Source organism: Listeria sp. ILCC792 (genome assembly GCF_900186135.1).
Lineage (GTDB): Bacteria > Bacillota > Bacilli > Lactobacillales > Listeriaceae > Listeria > Listeria goaensis.
In genome coordinates, this window is sequence record NZ_FYBO01000009.1 from 84,743 (window position 1) to 104,800 (window position 20,058).

Annotated in this window: 18 protein-coding genes; 14 read left to right on the forward strand and 4 right to left on the reverse strand. The window is 41.9% G+C overall.

Features of this window, described 5'->3' with window-relative positions; all coding sequences use genetic code 11:
• Nucleotides 1–101 precede the first annotated feature (101 nt).
• The 9 genes from spoVG (CFS60_RS10350) (at nucleotide 102) to CFS60_RS10390 (ending at nucleotide 9,834) form a co-directional block, all read left to right on the forward strand.
• Nucleotides 102–395: a septation regulator SpoVG gene (spoVG, locus tag CFS60_RS10350; protein ID WP_088810763.1), complete on the forward strand. Its 294-nt coding sequence runs from the start codon at nucleotides 102–104 to the stop codon at nucleotides 393–395.
• Nucleotides 396–515: 120 nt separating this feature from the next.
• The gene (gene spoVG, locus CFS60_RS10355; protein ID WP_088810762.1) at nucleotides 516–821 is read left to right on the forward strand and encodes a septation regulator SpoVG; all 306 of its coding nucleotides are present in this window, start codon (nucleotides 516–518) and stop codon (nucleotides 819–821) included.
• Between the two features lie 307 nt (nucleotides 822–1,128).
• The gene (gene glmU / locus CFS60_RS10360; RefSeq protein WP_088810761.1) at nucleotides 1,129–2,508 is read left to right on the forward strand and encodes a bifunctional UDP-N-acetylglucosamine diphosphorylase/glucosamine-1-phosphate N-acetyltransferase GlmU; all 1,380 of its coding nucleotides are present in this window, start codon (nucleotides 1,129–1,131) and stop codon (nucleotides 2,506–2,508) included.
• 57 nt (nucleotides 2,509–2,565) lie between these two features.
• Nucleotides 2,566–3,525, forward strand: coding sequence for a ribose-phosphate diphosphokinase (locus CFS60_RS10365; RefSeq protein ID WP_088810760.1), 960 nt, complete (start codon nucleotides 2,566–2,568; stop codon nucleotides 3,523–3,525).
• 67 nt (nucleotides 3,526–3,592) lie between these two features.
• Complete coding sequence (locus CFS60_RS10370; RefSeq protein ID WP_088839216.1) at nucleotides 3,593–5,512, forward strand: transcription antiterminator; 1,920 nt, start codon at nucleotides 3,593–3,595, stop codon at nucleotides 5,510–5,512.
• Between the two features lie 119 nt (nucleotides 5,513–5,631).
• Nucleotides 5,632–6,927 carry a PTS sugar transporter subunit IIC gene (locus CFS60_RS10375; RefSeq protein WP_088810758.1) on the forward strand — a complete coding sequence of 432 codons (1,296 nt, stop codon included), beginning with the start codon at nucleotides 5,632–5,634 and terminating at the stop codon, nucleotides 6,925–6,927.
• A gap of 12 nt (nucleotides 6,928–6,939) precedes the next feature.
• Complete coding sequence (locus CFS60_RS10380) at nucleotides 6,940–7,242, forward strand: PTS sugar transporter subunit IIB (protein WP_088810757.1); 303 nt, start codon at nucleotides 6,940–6,942, stop codon at nucleotides 7,240–7,242.
• A gap of 69 nt (nucleotides 7,243–7,311) precedes the next feature.
• A complete protein-coding gene (locus tag CFS60_RS10385) occupies nucleotides 7,312–9,510 on the forward strand; it encodes a glycoside hydrolase family 3 N-terminal domain-containing protein (protein ID WP_088839222.1) in 2,199 nt (732 codons plus the stop codon).
• Between the two features lie 3 nt (nucleotides 9,511–9,513).
• A complete protein-coding gene (locus CFS60_RS10390) occupies nucleotides 9,514–9,834 on the forward strand; it encodes a PTS lactose/cellobiose transporter subunit IIA (protein WP_088810756.1) in 321 nt (106 codons plus the stop codon).
• A gap of 101 nt (nucleotides 9,835–9,935) precedes the next feature.
• On the opposite strand, the gene CFS60_RS10395 is transcribed toward CFS60_RS10390, so the two are convergent.
• Nucleotides 9,936–10,268 (reverse strand): putative heavy metal-binding protein, encoded by a 333-nt coding sequence (locus CFS60_RS10395; RefSeq protein WP_088810755.1) that lies wholly within the window; start codon nucleotides 10,266–10,268, stop codon nucleotides 9,936–9,938.
• Between the two features lie 102 nt (nucleotides 10,269–10,370).
• Nucleotides 10,371–11,309: an L-lactate dehydrogenase gene (locus CFS60_RS10400; RefSeq protein WP_088810754.1), complete on the reverse strand. Its 939-nt coding sequence runs from the start codon at nucleotides 11,307–11,309 to the stop codon at nucleotides 10,371–10,373.
• A gap of 380 nt (nucleotides 11,310–11,689) precedes the next feature.
• On the opposite strand from CFS60_RS10400, the gene CFS60_RS10405 reads away from it, so the two are divergent.
• The 5 genes from CFS60_RS10405 (at nucleotide 11,690) to CFS60_RS10425 (ending at nucleotide 18,800) form a co-directional block, all read left to right on the forward strand.
• Nucleotides 11,690–12,316 carry a 50S ribosomal protein L25/general stress protein Ctc gene (locus tag CFS60_RS10405; protein ID WP_088810753.1) on the forward strand — a complete coding sequence of 209 codons (627 nt, stop codon included), beginning with the start codon at nucleotides 11,690–11,692 and terminating at the stop codon, nucleotides 12,314–12,316.
• A gap of 379 nt (nucleotides 12,317–12,695) precedes the next feature.
• Complete coding sequence (gene pth / locus CFS60_RS10410) at nucleotides 12,696–13,250, forward strand: aminoacyl-tRNA hydrolase (protein ID WP_088839217.1); 555 nt, start codon at nucleotides 12,696–12,698, stop codon at nucleotides 13,248–13,250.
• A 109-nt stretch (nucleotides 13,251–13,359) separates the two neighbouring features.
• Entirely contained in the window at nucleotides 13,360–16,899 is a 3,540-nt protein-coding gene (gene mfd / locus CFS60_RS10415; RefSeq protein ID WP_088839218.1) for a transcription-repair coupling factor, read from the forward strand.
• Nucleotides 16,900–16,929: 30 nt separating this feature from the next.
• Complete coding sequence (locus CFS60_RS10420) at nucleotides 16,930–18,522, forward strand: polysaccharide biosynthesis protein (RefSeq protein WP_088815904.1); 1,593 nt, start codon at nucleotides 16,930–16,932, stop codon at nucleotides 18,520–18,522.
• A gap of 14 nt (nucleotides 18,523–18,536) precedes the next feature.
• A complete protein-coding gene (locus CFS60_RS10425; protein ID WP_088810749.1) occupies nucleotides 18,537–18,800 on the forward strand; it encodes an RNA-binding S4 domain-containing protein in 264 nt (87 codons plus the stop codon).
• A 20-nt stretch (nucleotides 18,801–18,820) separates the two neighbouring features.
• Here the strand turns inward: CFS60_RS10425 and CFS60_RS10430 are convergent, their stop codons facing one another.
• Together CFS60_RS10430 and CFS60_RS10435 are read right to left on the reverse strand one after the other, a co-directional pair.
• Nucleotides 18,821–19,393 (reverse strand): lipoprotein, encoded by a 573-nt coding sequence (locus CFS60_RS10430; protein WP_088815903.1) that lies wholly within the window; start codon nucleotides 19,391–19,393, stop codon nucleotides 18,821–18,823.
• Between the two features lie 26 nt (nucleotides 19,394–19,419).
• A complete protein-coding gene (locus CFS60_RS10435; protein WP_088839219.1) occupies nucleotides 19,420–19,965 on the reverse strand; it encodes a hypothetical protein in 546 nt (181 codons plus the stop codon).
• Nucleotides 19,966–20,058 lie beyond the last annotated feature (93 nt).

Sequence of the window (20,058 nt, forward strand, 5' to 3'; positions counted from 1 at the left end):
GCCTGGTGAAGAAGTGAAATCTCGATTTTCTTGGTTAGCTTTCCGTGAGACTTTAAGGCTTCGGAAAAAGTATGACAACTAGAATTAAGGTGGTGAAGAAAATGGAAATTACAGATGTGAGATTACGACGTGTTGAAACAGATGGAAGAATGAGAGCAATTTCTTCAATCACGATTGATGGTGAATTTGTTGTTCACGATATTCGTGTCATCGATGGCAACGATGGGCTTTTTGTCGCAATGCCAAGTAAGCGAACTCCAGATGGAGAGTTCCGGGATGTCGCGCATCCAATCAATTCAGATACACGTGCGAAAATACAGGAAGCTGTACTCGCTGCGTATGAAGTGGCTGATGAGCCAGCTGTATCTGAAACAACTTCTGCTGATGCAGAATAACAAAAATCCCTGGAAATTAGGAGCTAGTGAGTGAAACGGACAGAGAGGGATACCTGAATCTGATACCGCAAGCGAACCATCCTTGTTGTAAAGGGGCAAATGGGATAAGGAGTGACGGAAATGCAAGTAACAGATGTGAGATTACGTCGAGTTGAAACTGATGGAAGAATGAGAGCAATTGCCTCAATCACTTTAGATGAGGAGTTCGTCGTACATGATATTCGTGTTATTGACGGAAACAATGGACTTTTTGTCGCAATGCCAAGTAAACGTGGTGTTGACGGAGAATTCCGTGACATTGCCCACCCAATCAACTCTGATACGCGTGGAAAAATTCAAGACGTTGTTCTAGCTGAATATGAACGCGTTGGTGAAGAAGAAGCGAGCGAAGTATCAGAAGAAACCGAATCAGTTTCTGCTGAATAAAATGAATTTAATCACCCGAGCTACTCGTTAAGAGTAGCTCTTTTTTGATTCGTAAAACTATGCTATACTAGTTTTAGACAACTTTTTGAAAAGGGGCTTTATAAAGTGAGTGATTTTACAAAGGTAGCACAACTGATAAGTTTACTTAAAAACAACTCATTTAAGGGACAAATCTCCCCTTTTTTAGAAATACTACTTTACCAGAAAAATGGTAAGGTTTTTTTGCGTCGCGTGTAACCTTGAAAAAAAGTAGGTTTTACGGTATCATTCAATATGGAAGAATAGTGGTAATTGGAGGTCTTTTTATATGACGAATCAATATGCAGTCGTGCTTGCAGCGGGACAAGGCACACGTATGAAATCTAAGCTTTATAAAGTGTTGCACCCAGTTTGTGGAAAGCCGATGGTTGAACATGTTGTGGATCAAATTGCGCAACTAGATATGAAAAAAATAGTTACAATTGTTGGGCACGGAGCAGAAGATGTTCGTGAACATTTAAAGGATAAAAGTGAATTTGTTAAGCAAGAAGAACAATTAGGAACAGCACATGCCGTTTTGCAAGCAAAGGATTTACTTGCCGATCTTGACGGTGTAACCATCGTTGTGTGCGGGGATACACCGCTTATTGAAAGTTCGACAATGGGGGCGCTTATCAAGTATCATTCGGAGAAACGTGCGAAAGCGACAATCTTAACAACGCGATTAGAAGATCCAACTGGTTATGGTCGCATTTTGCGTGATGATTTAGGAATTGTTGAACGCATTGTAGAACATAAAGACGCTACTGAAAAAGAACAACGCGTCCAAGAAATTAATACAGGAACATATTGTTTTGATAATCGCTCGCTTTTTGATGCGCTTTCTAAAGTTTCCAACCACAATGCGCAAGGTGAATACTACTTGCCAGATGTGATTAAGATTCTAAAAGATGCAGATGAAGTGGTGGCCGCTTATCGTATGGAAAACTTTGAAGAGTCACTCGGTGTAAACGACCGCGTCGCTTTGGCAGAGGCAAGTAGATTGATGAGAAATCGCATCAATGAACGACACATGCGTGCAGGCGTAACACTCGTTGATCCTTCCAGCACTTATATTGATGTAGATGTTGAAATTGGTCAAGACACAGTCATTGAAGCGAATGTTATGCTGCGTGGGAAAACAAAAATCGGCGAAGATTGCTTAATCTCGAGCGGTTGCGACTTTGACAATGCAACAATAGGAAATCGCACCGTTATTCGCTCTTCTGCCATTGAAGATAGCAAAGTTGGCGATGATGTTCAAATCGGGCCGTACGCGCATTTGCGCCCAGAAACAGACGTGCATAACAACGTCAAAATTGGCAACTACGTAGAAACTAAAAAAGCAACTGTTGGGGAAAATACGAAATTACCGCACTTCATTTATATGGGTGATGCCGAAATCGGCAAGAACGTTAATGTAGGCTGTGGTTCGATTTCCGTCAACTACGATGGCTTCAATAAATTTAAAACGAAAATTGGCGACAATGTATTTGTAGGTTGCAACTCCAATTTGATTGCGCCAATTACAGTCGGCGATGATGCTTATATTGCGGCGGGTTCAACACTGACTAGTGATGTGCCAGATGGTTCACTTGCAGTCGGACGTGCACGCCAAGTAAATAAAGAAGGCTACGCTAAAAAAATCGTAGATAAGTTTAATAAATAATTTTTTCAACCTTTTTTGAAGAAATATCATTTATATAAAAATTTGTGGAGGCTGATTATGTCAAACGATTATTTTGATCCAAAGTTGAAAATTTTCTCGTTGAATTCAAACCGTGCACTAGCGGAAGAAATTGCGAAGGAAGTAGGAATTGAGCTAGGTAAATCGAGTGTAACTCATTTTAGTGATGGCGAAATTCAAATTAACATTGAAGAAAGTATTCGTGGTTGCCATGTGTATGTTGTTCAGTCGACAAGCTACCCAGTTAACCAGAATTTAATGGAACTTTTGATCATGATTGATGCGCTAAAACGAGCTTCAGCAGCTACAATTAATATTGTAATGCCGTACTATGGCTACGCGCGCCAAGATCGTAAAGCAAGAAGCCGTGAACCAATTACGGCGAAATTAGTTGCCAATTTAATTGAAACAGCGGGTGCAACACGAATGATTACGCTAGATATGCATGCACCGCAAATCCAAGGTTTCTTCGATATTCCAATCGACCATTTAAATGCCGTGCGCTTACTTAGCAACTATTTTAGTGAGCAAGGCTTGACAGGCGATGATATTGTTGTTGTTTCTCCTGACCACGGAGGTGTAACACGTGCGCGTAAAATGGCAGATCGCCTAAAAGCGCCAATCGCAATTATTGATAAACGCCGTCCTCGCCCGAACGTTGCCGAAGTAATGAACATCGTCGGAAAAGTAGATGGCAAAGTATGTATTCTAATTGATGACATTATTGATACAGCAGGTACAATTACACTTGCTGCAAACGCACTTCGTGAAAACGGAGCAACACGCGTATTTGCAAGTTGTACGCACCCTGTTTTATCTGGCCCAGCAATGGACCGAATTCAAGATTCACCAATCGAGAAATTAGTCGTAACAAATTCTATCGATCTTGCAAAAGATAAATGGATTGATAAAATGGAGCAGTTATCTGTTGCAGCTCTTTTAGGCGAAGCAATCGTTCGTGTTCATGAAAACGAATCTGTAAGCTCGCTTTTTGAATAAAATGCAGTGAGAATGAGCAGAGTCTAATCTTTAGATTCTGCTCTACTGTTATCAGGAGTGTTTTTTTATGACAGAAAAGCAAGTTTTAATTCCGCGGTGGCAAAAATTGCTTCAACAACTATACGCAAAAATGGATTTTATGAGCGGAGAAGAACTCGCTTCTAGCCTGCAGGTGAACTCGCGAACAATTCGGAGTGACGTTAAAACGATAAACGCCATTTTTTTAGTTGATGGAAACAAAATCGAGGCTGTGCGCGGAAAAGGGTATCGACTTGAACTTCAAGATGAAACCGCTTTCCTTGGTTGGCTTGCGCCGTTTAAAGAGGAACGTTTTAATTTGCACGTCATTCCGACGCTCGCCGAAGATCGAGTCGCCTACATCATTCGCTATTTGCTTCTCCAAAACGGCTTTACAAAGCTTGATACGCTCGCCGAAGAGTTGTACGTCAGCAAGTCGACCATTAATTCCGACATTTTGGACGTGAAGCGGAAGCTTGCGGAACATCATTTAACGCTTTCGAAAAGAGCCAGCTACGGGGTAAAAATTGAGGGTTCCGAGGTGAATATTCGGTTTTGTTTCTCGAAATATCTGTTAAGTGATTCTGTAAGCCTACTTGTGAGCGAGGAGGAACAGACTTTCTTTGGTGAAATTGATCTGCGGAAAATCCAGACGATTATTTTGGCGAGCCTTGAACAATATAAAGTGCAAATGACCGATATGGCGATTAAAAATTTGATTATCCACGTCGCAATTGCTGTGCGCCGTATTAAAGGTGCGCAATATGTTCACCAAGGAGACCTTCAAGATTTGGAATTTAATATTCAAGAACTGCGCGCTTCGCAAAAAATCATTCGCGAAATTGAAACGCTTGAATCCATCAAGTTCCCAGAAAGCGAACTGACCTATATTTTGCTACATGTATGTTCGAAGCACGTTTTGCAAAGTTATAATGGTTACCGAGAAATCATCATCGTGAATAAAATGCTTGAGGAAATCAAACGCCAATACGGGTATGATTTTTCAGCGCATCAGCAATTTATAGCGAATTTAGCTTTGCACTTAAAGCCCGCAGTGAACCGGATTAAGTTTAATATGAATATTCATAATCCGTATCTTGAAAATATTAAAACGAATTACCCGCTCGCTTTTGAGTTAGGACTTGTCGCCCGAGAAGTTTTAGCACTCGAATTGGACCAGCCCATCAGCGAATCAGAAGTCGGCTATTTAGCGATTCATTTCCTATACGCGTTAAGCGATGCTTCGAAAGAACGAAAAAAACGCGTTTTACTCGTTTGCGCGTCCGGCATAGGCACAGCGAAATTATTAGAATCGAAAATCCAAAAAATATTTGCCGAAGAAATTGACATAATTGGCAGCTACTCACTGTACGAATATAAGACCGGCAACTGGCAAGCCGACTTTGTCATCTCGACCGTTCCGCTTGGCGACGCATTAGGCGAATACGTTCAGGTGACGCCGTTTTTATCCGAAATAGATATCCGCAACATTCAAAAGCGCCTCCCGAGTATAACTAGCAAAAATAACTTCGAGCAGTTCTTTTCCGCGAACTACTTTGAAATTTTGGAAGAAAAGTACAGTAAAGATCAGGTCCTAACATTGCTCGCGCAAAAATTCGAAGAGACGAGCAGCGACCAGAAAGCCTTCCTAGAGTCCGTCAAAGAACGCGAAGATATCGTGGCAACATACTTAGGAAATGGCCTAGCCGTACCGCATCCCATATTTGCCGAAGTAAGCGAAACTAAAATTGCCGTTTGTATCGCTAGAGAGCCCGTTGTGTGGAATGAAGATGGCGATGTGGCACAAATTATTTTCATGCTGGCGATTAAAAATAAGGAACAAGAACACCTTTCGCAAGTATACGAAATGATAAGCCAAGTCGTTGAAACGCCAAAGCTCGCGAAGGAAATAAAAAAAGCGACGAACTTCAATGAGTTTATCCAAATTTTAGCGCGACTGGAAACATGAGGGTGAAAAATGGCTCTCATGTTTTTTTGATTTCCGCTACTTGCCAGAGGTTGCGGAAAAAGACTGCATTTATTTCCAATAAAGAAAGCGCTATATTTAAGTTATAGGAGGGAATGCACATGAAAAAATTCATTGAAAAATTAACATGGCTATCACAAAAATTAGGCAATCAAATACACTTGAAATCAATGCGAGATGCTTTTGCCACAATTCTTCCATTTATTATGTTATCCGGTTTTATGGTTTTAATTAATAATGTCATCATTAAGCCAGACGGTTTTATGTCCAATATTATTAGTTCCGCCACCTTAACCAAATGGCAAGAGCTTGGGACGAGTATCGTGAACGGGACGCTAGGCATCATTACGTTACTTATCGGAGCTTCAGTTTCATACTTTTTGGCACAAAATCGGAAATTTGAAAATCCATTTGCGCCAGCGCTACAAACCATTGCTCTTATCGTTATTTTTATTCCACTCATGACTTCGGTTGTACCAGTTGGCGCAAAAGAAGCCGTTGAAGTTTCTGGCGTTATTCCGACAGCGCTTACAGGTTCTGCAGGCATGTTTGTCGGGATTGTCACGGCGCTACTCTCGACAGAAGTTTTTATTCGACTTTCAAAGAGCGAGAAAATGAAAATTCGCATTTCGGGGGAAAGCGTACCACCAGCAGTTATTAAATCGTTTAACGTTTTAATTCCAACAATGCTTACAGTATTATTATTCGCATTTATTTCGTTCATCGTTAACTTAATCTTTAGCTTAGATTTATATTCCATTATTAGCGCTGTCATTCAACAACCACTAACGTTCTTAGTGACAAGCGTACCTGGTTTCCTTACCTTAATGCTGATTTCGCAAATGTTATATTCCATTGGGATTGCAGGAAGCGGTATACTAGGCCCCATTATGGACCCCGTTTTACTCGCGAATATGCAAGAAAATATGACGGCATTTGCAGACGGCACAACAATTCCGCATATCATCAATACAACTTTCCGTGATATTTTCGGCGTCATGGGTGGCGGTGGTAACACAATTGCGCTGCTTATCGCCATCTTCATTTGGAGCAAACGAAAAGATTACCGCGAAATTGCCGGATTATCCGCTGCGCCGGGAATATTCAACATTAATGAACCAGTTGTTTTCGGTCTGCCGATAGTGTACAACCTGAGTTTGATGATTCCGTTTATCTTATCAACTCCGCTTTGTCTATTACTTGCTTACATCGCAACAAGTATCGGCATGATTTCCAAAGTCGTTGTACTCGTACCGTGGACGACACCACCAGTCATATCTGGCTTTTTAGCAACAGGTGGCGACTGGCGAGCGGCTGTTTTTCAAGTCTTCCTAATAGGTGTCTGTATCTTGCTATACCTACCATTCCTAAAAGCAAATGATAATTTAAAAGCGTAGGAGCTGATTTTGATGAAAAAATTGATGTTAATGTGTAACGCTGGAATGTCTACGAGCGTTTTAGTTAAAAAAATGCAAAAAAGTGCTGCTGAGCAAGGTATTGAAATTGAGATTTGGGCGATTTCGGAAACGGATTTTGAAAAAAATTGGCGCCATGCAGATGCGATTTTGCTTGGCCCGCAAGTAAGCTATATGAAAGACAAAGTTGCTGAAACCGTGGGTGACAAACCAGTGGACGTCATCGCAATTGTCGACTACGGTCGAATGAATGGTGAAAAAGTTCTAGAACAAGGACTTGGACTGTTAGCAAAATAATGCCAGAAAGGAGTGTTTCATGTGGCGACACAACCGATTTCTGAACGAGTGGAAGAACTTTTGCAAAAAATGACATTACGAGAAAAATGCGGACAACTAAATCAGCGCTTATATGGCTGGGAAACTTTCGCTTGGAATGAAAACGCTGAACTTGAATTGACGGATAAGTTTAAAGACGAAGTTGAAAGATTTGGTGGCATAGGCGCGTTGTATGGCTTATTTCGGGCAGATCCGTGGTCGAAAATGGACGAATCAACGGGGATTCCCCGCGCACAGTCTGCGAAGGCCGCAAATTTACTTCAAAAATATGTAATGGAAAACACGCGTCTTGGTATTCCAATGCTTCTTTCAGAAGAAGTGCCACATGGGCACCAGGCGGTCGAAAGTGAGTCGTATCCGGTCAATCTCGCGAAAGGGGCTTCATTTAATAAGGGGCTTCAAAAACGGACGGCGAGAGCCGTGGCGGAGGAAATTGCCTCGAAAGGCGTCCATCTAGCTTTAGCCTCAGCGCTTGATGTTTTACGTGACCCGAGATGGGGGCGTTCGGAGGAGTGTTTTGGCGAGGATCCGTATTTGGCGGGTGAGATGACGGAGGCGCTTGTTTCGGGCATGCAGGAAAATCAGCGAATTGCTGTCGTGCTGAAACACTTTGCGGCGCAAGGTGAGCCGGTTGGCGGGCACAATTCGGGGCCGGTTTCAATTGGGGAGCGCGAACTTAGAGAGATATTTTTACCGCCGATGGTTGCTGGGAAAGCGGCAAAGGGCGTCATGGCAGCGTACAATGAAATCGACGGCATCCCTTGTCATGCGAACGAGGCGCTCTTGACGGATATTTTGCGAACGGAAATTGGGTTTTCGGGTGTCGTTATGGCAGATGGCTGCGCACTCGACCGACTTTTGATGCTTGGTGGCACTGAAGAGGCGGCCGCTAAAATGGCGCTTTCAGCCGGGGTGGATTTAAGTTTGTGGGACGAAGTTTACCCGCACATTGAATCGGCTTTTCAACATGGTCTTTTGGAAGAAAAAATAATCGACCGAGCTGTGCGGCGGGTTCTCACCCTGAAATTTGAACTTGGCCTGTTTGACAATCCTTACGTAGATGAGGCAGTTCCGGAAGTTGATTTTCGGGAGATAAATTTGGAGGCAGCCAGAGAAAGTGTTTGCTTGCTGGAAAACCGAAATCAAACGCTGCCTTTTTCAAAAAAAGTAAAAAATATTGCGGTCGTCGGCCCGAACGCGGATGCGCTTTACAATCAGCTTGGCGATTATACGGCGCCGCAAAAAGCTGGGCGCGGTGTGACCGTTCTAGCTGGCATGCGGCAGGTGGCGCCTGATGATGTGGTGATTACGCATGAAAAAGGTGCTGAAATTCGCGAACGACTTCCAGAGAGTTTAAACCGCGCGCAAGAAGCGGCGGCGAATGCCGACCACATTGTGCTTGTGCTGGGCGGTTCAAGCGCGCGAAATTTCGATATGGAATTTCTGAAAAACGGCGCGGTTAGCTCAAAGGGGCCGAACATGGACGCTGGCGAAAACGTCGATGTGGCAAGCCTGGAACTCCCGGAATGTCAGATGGAGCTGTACCGAAAGATGCGCGAACTACACATTCCGCTCACCGTTGTTATCATTGCCGGTCGACCAAATGCAATCGCTGAAATCGCGGAAACTACAGACGCGCTACTTATGTCGTTTTATCCGGGCGCGCAAGGCGGCGTAGCAATCGCGGAAACGCTATTCGGACACAACAATCCGTCGGCAAAACTGCCTGTTAGCATTCCGCGCCAAACGGGACAACTGCCCGTGTACTACAACCAAAAGGACGTCGTCTACCAAGAAAACTACTTTGACGAAAGCGGCGCCGCACTATACCCATTCGGCTACGGAAAAAGCTACAGCACGTTTGAATATCAGTCGTTAACCACTGAAAAATCAATTCTTTCTGTAGAAAAACTTGAACAAGGCGAGACTTTTATTTTGAAAGTAGGCGTAGCAAACGTTTCAGCGCGCACTGGAAAAGAAGTCATCCAACTATACGTGCATGGCAGGACTGGTAGTATCACAAGGCGCAAACGCGAATTGAAAGCCTTTTGCAAAATGGAACTAAAAGCTAATGAACATCAAACGATGTGCTTTAAAATTGGAAAAAAAGAACTTGAAGTTTGGTCTAGTCAGAAAAAATACCAACTTGAACCCGGGAAAGTCGATATTTTCATTGGAAACGGCCGGGAAACTTTTTTAGAAACAGTGATAGAGATTGAGGAGGCTTAACTCATGGAAGGGATGGAATTAGCGTCGTTTGAAATTATTAGTTCAGTCGGCGCAGCTAGAAGTTGTATTATTGAAGCCATGCAGCTAGCGAGGCAGGGGAAGTTTAAAATCGCCTACGGGAAAATCGATGAGGCGAATCGCTATTTAAGTGATGGGCACAAGAAGCATGTTGAACTCATTCAAAAAGAATCTGAAGGCGACGAAGTGCCTGTTTCCATTCTTTTTATGCATGCAGAAGACCAATTTATGACCACATACTCATTGCGCGATGTTGCGTATGAAATGATTGCAATATGGGAAGAACTCAAATCAGAAAAAGTTTAAGCTATAGTTAGATTTTATTCTGTAAAAATAAAGAAGCATACATCTAGTGATAATGCCATCTTGGATAATGGTTTTCATTAGATGTATGCTTGTTTTTACGCTTAATAATCTTGAACTTCAATCACAACCGCAGTGCCAGATGCTGTGACCATCAGCATACCATTGTCAGCGCCGAGTACCTCATAATCGATGTCTACGCCGATAATCGCATTCGCTCCAAGTTGTTCAGCGCGGTTTTCCATTTCGCGAATCGCTTCTTCACGCGCCGCAATTAATTCGTCCTCATAGCCTTGCGAACGACCGCCGAAGAAATTCCGCAAACCAGCACCGATATCTTTGACGAAATTCACGCCTGTAATGACTTCACCGAATACAATTTTCTTATACTCAACGATTTTTTGCCCTTCAATATTTGGAGATGTTGTTGTAATCATATGTCAGCCTCCTTTATTTTTCTTTAGTGTACCTCGTTTTAAAAAGAAAATCAAAGAAGCTAGGAAAGTGATTCCTAGCTTCTTTACGTGGGTGTTGTTCAATTAAATTTCTTTCATTGCGTCACTTAAAACTTTTTTAAGTGTTTCAGCTGAGTTGCGCATTTGTTCTTTTTCTACGTCATTTAGTTTCATTTCAACAATGTGGCGCACGCCTTGGCGGTTAACGACCGCTGGAGCACCAATGTAGATATCGTTTAAGCCGTAGTGGCCATCTAAATAGACAGAAAGTGGCAAAATTGCGTTTTCGTTGTTTAAAATCGCTTTGGAAATACGTGCTAGAGCTGCTGCAATACCATAGAAAGTTGCGCCTTTTTTATTGATAATTTCATAGGCTGCATCACGCACGCTGATGAAAATCGTATCCATCGCACCTTGTTCATTTTCTGAAATCCATTCTGTGATAGGAAGTCCGCCGACAGTTGTGTGGCTCCACGCTGGGAACTCTGTGTCACCATGTTCGCCTAAAATGTACCCGTGTACATTACGCGCATCTACTTTTAAATAATCAGCAATAGACATACGGAAACGAGCAGTATCAAGACTTGTGCCAGAACCGATGACGCGTTCTTTAGGAAGTCCAGAGAATTTCCAAGTCGCATAAGTAAGGATATCAACTGGATTTGAGGCAATTAAGAAAATCCCGTCAAAGCCACTTGCCATAACTTCATCGACAATCCCTTTCATAATTTTTATATTACGATTAACAAGATCAAGACGTGTTTCGCCTGGTTTTTGAGCTGTACCAGCTGTGACAACTACTAAATCTGCATCGTGGCAATCGCTATAATTAGCGGAATAGATTTTTTTAGGTGCGGAAAAAGGAACAGCATGACTTAAATCGATAGCATCTCCGATAGTTCTGTCCTTATCGATATCGATAATACCGAATTCTTGGCCGATATTTAAATTTACACAAGCAAATGCGTAACTTGAACCAACAGCTCCATCACCGACTAAAATTATTTTTTGGTGGTCTTTCATAATTAAATTTCCTCCTTAGCAAACTTTTTACTAATACAGTATAACACTTTATTACACATTGTGAAACCCTGAACGTCCTTAATTTGGAAATTTGTACTAATAAATTTATGAAAACGCTGTAATACAGTTTGAAAGCTCTTCCATTCCAAATATTTCTATAATTAACGCAGTAATTTTTTGAGAAATACATCGGATTGCGCTAAAATTGAAGTATGATAACTAAATTTCACGCTAGTTTCTGTTTACCTTTTATGAAAGAAAATAAACCTTGTTTGCCGAAAAACTTGGTTTAAGGCGACTTTCTAATTGTTTTAACTTTTACTACTAGGGTAAAGATAGTTATTGTAGAATACAAAATGAATGAGTGGAGTGAATTTTTTATGGCAACTAATTTAGAAGTTCAAAAAAGAGATACGAAACAACATTCGCAAGTGACAGAAATCCGTGTGGCAGGTCGTATTCCAGGTATTATTTACGGTTATCAATCTGAGAATATTACGATTTCAGTTGATTCCCTTGAGTTAATTAAAACGATTCGAGAACATGGGCGTAATGCAGTATTCTCAGTAACTATTGATGGAAAAAAATTAAATGTTCTTTTACACGAATACCAAATAGATCCACTAAAAGACGAACTAATCCATGTCGATTTCTTAGCCGTGAACATGAGCGAAGAAGTTGAAGCAGATGTGCGTATTGATTTAGTAGGAGAATCTTCTGGGGTTAAAGAAGGCGGCGTCTTGCAACAAGTCCTTTATGAAGTGACGGTTGCCGCAACGCCAGATAAGCTTCCAGAAGCAATTGAAGTAGATATTACAAAATTAGCGATTGGTGACTCACTTGCAGTGGGTGATATTCCTAAAAATACCGATTTTGAAATTAAAACAGACGTGGAAGAAGCTGTAGTAACTGTTGCTGCACCACGTACCGAAGTTGAAACAACAGCCGGTGAAGAAGTTGCCGAACCAGAAGCAGCTCACGGGTCAGCAGAAGAGCCAGTTGAATAAATAAGAAAAAGCGCAAGGTTTTTGTTTTGAAAACCTTGCGCTTCATTTTTGTTTACGGAAATGAAGTAAGGGTTTAGAATGCAAACAGCGAATAAGTAATTTAAATGGGGTAAAGCTCATCAATAGAAGAAAGTATAGAATCACCAGATGAATTCTTGCTTAAAGGCTGCTCAACTTAATTGTTGAGTTTTTTATTTTATAGAAGTTAATATCAGGCATTGCAATGTCTATCTGCCCTTTTTTAGTTAACTGATATTTACATTCTGCTATATGAAAAACTTTCAAAACTCTAAATCGCATGTTATAATTTAGGCAATAACTTTCTAGTGAAACCAGTTCATTTATGAAGTGGTTTTCGTGTGCATAGGAGAATAAATGGATGAAGATGATTGTTGGACTGGGAAATCCAGGAAAAAAATATGAACGAACTAGGCACAATGTTGGGTTCATGGTAGTTGATGAACTTAGCTATCGTTTTAGAGCGCCTTGGAAAAGTTCGAAATTTAATGGCATGGTGAGTCAGCTCGTAATAAACGGCGAGAAAGTGTTGCTCGTAAAACCGCTGACGTTTATGAATGTATCTGGCGAGTGTGTTCGTCCGCTTATGGATTATTATCAAATTGATATAGAAGATTTAATCGTTGTATATGATGATTTGGATTTGCCAGTTGGGAAAATCAGGCTGCGGCAAAAAGGCAGTGCAGGTGGACATAACGGGATGCGTTCGTTGATTCAACATTTAAAAACACAAGATTTTAACCGAATTCGTGTAGGGATTGACCGACCGCCAAAAGGTGAAATCATTCATTACGTGCTCGGGGATTTTCAAAAAATAGAACAACCAGATATAATTGCGGCCATAAAAAAAAGCGCAGATGCCATTGAAGATGCGACTAAAATGCCGTTTCTAGATGTAATGAATCGCTATAACTAAGCGTGCTGAGCTAGTAAAAGTCTAACTTATGCGTGCTTAGTTGCTCGTGTTGGGAAGAAGGAATTTTCTGACAAATAAGCAATTGAAGATGGAAGAGGAGAGGTTGACTTTGAAAGGTTTAAAACAATTAATTTTTGAACAAAAAGAAATCCGCCAAATCATTAGTGCGGTTAACGATAAAAAAGAATCACAACTCGTAACAGGATTATCGGGCTCATCGCGCGCACTTTTTGCGAGCGTACTTGAAGGAGCGACACAAAAACAAACGTTGCTCGTCACACATAATTTGTATCACGCGCAAAAATTGTACGATGATTTGCTCACATTAATCGACTTCGACCGCCTATTTTTATACCCGGCAGACGAACTCATTTCCTCCGAACTAAGCGTATCAAGCCCCGAACTTCGCGGTCAGCGCGTAGAAGCACTCGACTTTCTTCTTTCGGAAAAACCGGGAATTTTAGTTGTCCCTGTAGCAGGGCTTCGAAAAATACTTCCGCCCGTTTCGTTATGGAAAAAATACAACCTGCAAATTGTTCAAGGTGAGGAAATTGATCCCGAACAGCTAAAAGAAAGCCTCGTGACAATGGGCTATACAATGAGTGGTATGGTCAATACGCCCGGAGAATTCAGCATTCGCGGTGGCATTATCGATGTCTATCCAATCACAGAAGAATTCCCCGTGCGCATTGAACTTTTTGATACAGAAATTGATTCGCTTCGCTATTTCGATGTTGAAACGCAGTGTTCGCATCAGAAACTTGCTGAATTTCGCATCTTGCCCGCAACGGAAATTTTGCTTGAGCAAGCTTATTTCCCAGATATTGTGACGCGCCTTGAAAAAGGTCTTGCTGCAACGTTAAAAAACATGAAAAACGAAGAAGACAAGCAAGGCTTAATGGAAAATATCGAAACGGATTTGGAACTGCTTCGTTCGGGAATAAAGCCGGATATGTTCTTTAAATATATTGGACTAGCCTACCCAGATCCCGCCTCGCTCCTTGACTATGCCGCACAAGATATGCTTTTCGTTTTAGACGAGTATGGACGCATTCAAGAAACCGACGAACGTTTAGAAAAAGAAGAAGCAGAATGGCATACGGAAACGCTCAGCCGGCTAGAAACCGTGCGCGATGTCAAATTGGGCCACCATTTTAAAGAGCTTATGGAAAGCGTGCGGACGCCGAAAATTTATTTGACGTTATTCCAAAAAGCACATAGCGCCATGCGCGTTTCGCAAACAACCAATTTAGTTTATAAACAAATGCAACAATTTCACGGACAAATGTCTGTTTTAAAAACGGAATTAGATAGTTGGCACAAAAATAATTATGCGGTCGTCATTTTGGCGCCTTCCATAGAACGGGCAACTAAAATGCAACAGACTTTGGCAGATTATGACATGGAAAGTGTCATTTTAACGCGCGAAGAAGATGTGCCAAAATACGGCGCTGTCCAATTTGTCATCGGTACCTTCCAAAACGGCTTTGAATTACCGCTTGCAAAAGTGGTCATCATTAGCGAAACGGAACTTTTTAATAAAAAGACGAAAAAAGTTAAAAAACGCCAGAAACTTTCAAATGCTGAACGAATTCAAAGTTATTCGGAACTTAAAGTTGGCGATTATGTCGTTCACGTCAACCACGGTATCGCACGCTACGTCGGCATGGAAACCCTTGAAATTAGCGGCGTTCATAAGGATTATTTGCTACTGGTTTACCAAGGTGAAGACAAATTATTTATCCCTGTGGAACAGCTCGATTTAGTCCAAAAATATGTAGGGGCTGAGGGGAAAGCACCGAAATTAAATAAGCTTGGCGGTTCAGAGTGGAAGCGCGTCAAAACAAAAGTGAAGGCGTCTGTGCAAGATATTGCGGATGATTTGATTAAGCTTTACGCAGAACGTGAGGCGGAGAAAGGCTTTGCGTTTAGTCCGGATAGCGATATGCAGCGCGAATTTGAGGATTCATTCCCGTATCAACCAACTGAAGACCAAATTCGTTCGATTCGGGAAATTAAGCATGACATGGAACGCATTCGCCCGATGGACCGGCTTCTCGTTGGAGATGTTGGTTACGGGAAAACGGAAGTTGCGCTTCGTGCGGCGTTTAAGGCGGTCATGGACGGCAAGCAAGTCGCATTTTTAGTACCGACGACCATTTTGGCGCAGCAACATTTTGAAACGATGAAAGAACGCTTCCAAGGTTTTCCAATTAATATTGGGCTATTAAGCCGTTTTAGAACGCGGAAACAACAAAACGAAACAATTTCCGGTTTGGCGTCTGGAACGGTGGACATTGTCGTCGGGACGCATCGCCTTCTTTCGAAAGACGTAAAATATCGCGACCTCGGCTTCCTAATTGTCGACGAGGAACAACGCTTTGGTGTGACGCACAAGGAAAAAATCAAACAAATCCGGTCTAAAATTGATGTTTTAACCTTGACGGCGACGCCGATTCCGCGGACGTTACACATGTCCATGCTCGGCGTGCGTGATTTGTCTGTCATTGAAACGCCACCGGCAAATAGATTTCCTGTGCAAACGTATGTTACAGAACAAAATAACGTTTTAGTTCGCGAGGCAATTGAGCGGGAACTAGCACGTGAGGGACAAGTGTATTATTTATATAATCGAGTCGAATCGATTTTGCAAAAAGCAGATGAAATTTCCATGCTCGTTCCAGATGCACGTGTGGCTGTAGCGCACGGTCAAATGACAGAATCCGAGTTAGAATCGGTCATCTTAAGCTTCCTTGAAGGGGAGTATGACGTGTTAGTGACGACGACGATTATTGAAACGGGCGTGGATATTCCAAACGTGAATACGCTGTTTGTTCAAAACGCCGATCATATGGGGCTCTCGCAGCTCTACCAATTACGTGGTCGGGTTGGGCGTTGGAACCGCATCGCCTATGCTTACTTTATGTATCAAAAGGATAAAATTCTACGTGAGGAAGCTGAAAAACGACTTCAAGCGATTAAGGAATTTACTGAACTAGGCTCTGGATTTAAAATTGCGATGCGCGATTTGTCTATCCGCGGCGCGGGTAATATACTAGGAGCGCAGCAACATGGCTTTATTGATTCAGTCGGATTTGACCTTTATTCGCAAATGCTTAAAGAAGCGATTGAAGCGCGCCGGCCGAAGGAAGAACAAGAACCCGTTGCACCAGTTGAAATCGACATTCAAGTTGATGCTTACATTCCAGAATATTATATTACGGACAGCAGACAGAAAATCGAAATGTATAAACGCTTCCGAAATGTCCTAGATGTGGAAGAACTTGAATCGCTGAAAAGCGATATGATGGATCGTTTTGGGGAATATCCAGAAGAAGTGGAGTACTTATTTACGGTGACAGAACTTCGTGTGCATGCGCTTCTTGTTGGTGTAGAGCTAATCAAGGAAGAAGCGAAAAAAATCACGATTCTCTTCTCGGAAAAAGGAACGGGAAATATTCGCGGCGACAAAGTGATGGAAGTGATTTCGGAATACGGGAGAAATGTTGGTGTTGGCATGGAAGGGACTTGCCTAAAACTCACGATGAATGTGCAAAACAAGAGTTTGCAGGAATGGCTGTATGCGGTGAAAGCCATCATCGAAAACTTGAAAACCGCTTTAAAAGAGCCGAGTGAGGTTGAAAACTAAAGGGGAAATGTAGCAGAAAGGCGGCATAGTATGTCAGAACGCTCGATTAAAAACTTAATGCGCGGCGCAATGTGGCTCACAATTGCCTCGCTAATTTCCAAAATTCTAAGCGCCATTTATCGTGTACCGTTCCAAAACATGGTCGGCGATGTCGGTTTTTATATTTTTCAACAAGTTTATCCGTTTTACGGGATTGCGATGACTTTTGCGCTAGGCGGCTTCCCAGTTGTCATTTCGAAAATGATGGCCGAAGCTGAAGGAAACACGAGGCGCCAACAAATTATTTTGCAATCCATTTACCGGACACTCCGAGTAGTGAGCATCTTACTGTTTCTATTTCTATTTGCCTTCGCGTACAGCATTGCAAATATGATGGGCGACTTGCAACTTGCACCGCTCATTCAAACCGTAAGTTTTGTTTTCCTGCTCACACCGCAACTCGCTTTTTTGCGCGGCTATTTCCAAGGCCAAGATGACATGATACCAACCGCCGTTTCACAAACCATCGAACAGCTCATTCGCGTCGGCATCATCATCGTCGGCGCATGGCTCGCAGTCAAAAGCGGCCAAAGTCTCTACACAGCAGGCAGTATGGCCATGAGCGGCGCCTTTTTCGGCGGACTTGCTGCCGTCTTAATATTAAGGCATTTTCATAAGAAAAGACTTTCCGAAGGTGGCTTAAAAGTTTGGGGAAGCTTCCCGAGCAAAACTGAAAAGCGAGGAATTGCTAAGGCGTTTCTCATTCAAAGTCTAGCCATTTGTACAGTTAGCGCCATGCTAATTATTTTCCAACTGCTCGATTCCTTTCAAGTCTATCGCCTAATGATTGAAGGTGGCATTCCAGATTTAGTAGCTAAATCGCTTAAAGGGGTATACGATAGAGGGCAGCCCATTTTACAGCTCGGTCTAGTCCTTTCAACCGGCCTTGCGCTTGCGCTTGTACCAATGATCACCGCGGCACGAGTGAGCGGCGAACGCAAAAAATTGGAACGCTCCGTGCTTCTCGGCATGAAACTCACACTCATTTTATCCGCCGCAGAAACAGTCGGACTTATCGTCATCATGCGCCCGCTAAACCAGATGCTCTTTGAAACGAGCGACGGCACGCTAGTCTTGCAGCTTTTTATGCCCGCCGTCTTTTTGAGCTCGCTTATCATTATGACAAGCAGCATTTTGCAAGGCTTCGGCAAGATTTCCGTTCCCGCAGTGGCCGTTTTAATTGGGGCAATAACAAAATGTGCAGCGAACGCATTTCTTGTCCCCCGTTACGCCACGCTCGGCGCGTCTTTAGCCACGTGTAGCGGTCTCTTTGTTATTTTAGTGGTTTGTTATTTTGCACTAAAGCAGAATGCCGACGTGCCATTTTTCGAACGGCAGACCATCTTCAATTTATGCGGCGCCCTTCTTGTGATGTGTGTGTTCCCAGTGTTGTGGGAGTGGCTTGCGCCCGCCGTAACAAGAACAGGCAGCGCCGTACAAGCAGTCCTAAGTGTAGCACTTGGCGGCGGCGTATTTTTAATCTTCGCGCTCCGCTACAAACTGCTCACTGCTCGTGATTTCACATACCTACCATTTGGCGCCAGATTATTATGGCTCAGTCAAAAGGTAGTAAAAAATAAATAAAGAGGTGTAAAAAAATGCGTTTAGATAAATTTTTAAAAGTTTCTAGATTAATAAAACGCCGTACAGTTGCAAAAGAAGTAGCTGAAAAAGGGCGAATTGCAATTAACGGAGTTGTTGCCAAACCAGGTACAAATGTAAAAGTAGGTGACGAGCTTGTTATTCGCTTTGGTCCAAAAACGGTGACAGCGAAAATCGACCGTTTAGAAGAAAATGCCAGAAAAGAAGCAGCTGCAGAAATGTATACGATTATAAGCGAAACGCGAAATGATGCTGAATAAAAAAAGCCCAAACCAAGTCGTTAATTGGTTTGGGCTTCTTTTTGTTTTGTAAAAGATGAGCGGACGTTTGTTATTGAAGAAAAGTCTTCATCTTCTTGCTCATATATAAGTGTATCGTCTAATAATTTGAACGTCGCTGAAATGTTTTCTTTTGTAAACTCGATATAATATTTATCATTTTTTTCGGTTTCTGTTATTTGACTTATATTTTTATTTTTTTTAAGACTATTTAAATGAGTAGGGATGCTCCCTCTATCGGAAGCGGTTTTATATGAATAGATTTTAAGTACTTTTACTTCGCCTGTTAACTCATATCCCTCTTTATCTTGGCGAGGTTTCGTCTGATACTTCGTGATAGTTGTTTCAACCATATTCTTAACCGTATGCTTCACTTCCCCGTTGGAAGAAATTTCGATATGTGTTTTGACATGGCTACCTTTCGCATCATAAGTCATAGGCTCCTCGTCGTCAAGAGTTACGGTCGATTCTTCAATATTCCAAGTCCCTACATACTGTTTGTCGATTTTGCTCCCACAACCACTGAGAAGTGCAAGGATTAAAATAAATAGAGTGCTAAAAATAAATTTTTTCATATAGTAATTCTCCTAAGTTAGTAAAGTTATTTTGTGAAAATGGAGGTACTTTTTGCATTTCCGTAATTTTTATTGAATTGAGTTTGGACAAGGGTCTTGTTTTTAAATTTTAAATTAATTCGGATGCCCGTAGAAAATTTTTGGGTATATTCGATACGGTACTCGCCATTTTTTTCTTTCCCCGAAACATCGCTAAGCTCTTCTGATGATTTCAAATCGGCAAGTGTACTTTTCGCAAATTCTTTATCTAAATCCGTTTTGTAAGGTAGGGTAATACTTTTTTTATAATCGCCCGTTAACCGATATTTTCCTTTTTCGTCCACAGGCTCAAGCTTATAGTCAGCTTTTGATTTGACATCACCATTGATGGTTTTTTCTTCGACTTTACCATTAGCGGAAATTTTTATATGGCCAACGGGTGTAATACTTCCTTTCCTTTCTTTACCATCGATAAGCAGAGTGAAATTTTTTAGCGACCACTTGCCAGCGTGTGCATCATCAACTACGTTACCGCAACCTCCGAGTAAAGTTAAAGGTAAAACAATTAACAAGCTAAAAATCATTTTTTTCATGTTGTATACTCCTTTTTATGTTTTGACAATTATCGTTTTAGTTTAACATAAAAAATTAACCAATGGGAAAAGAATTTTAAGCCTACGTAGTCA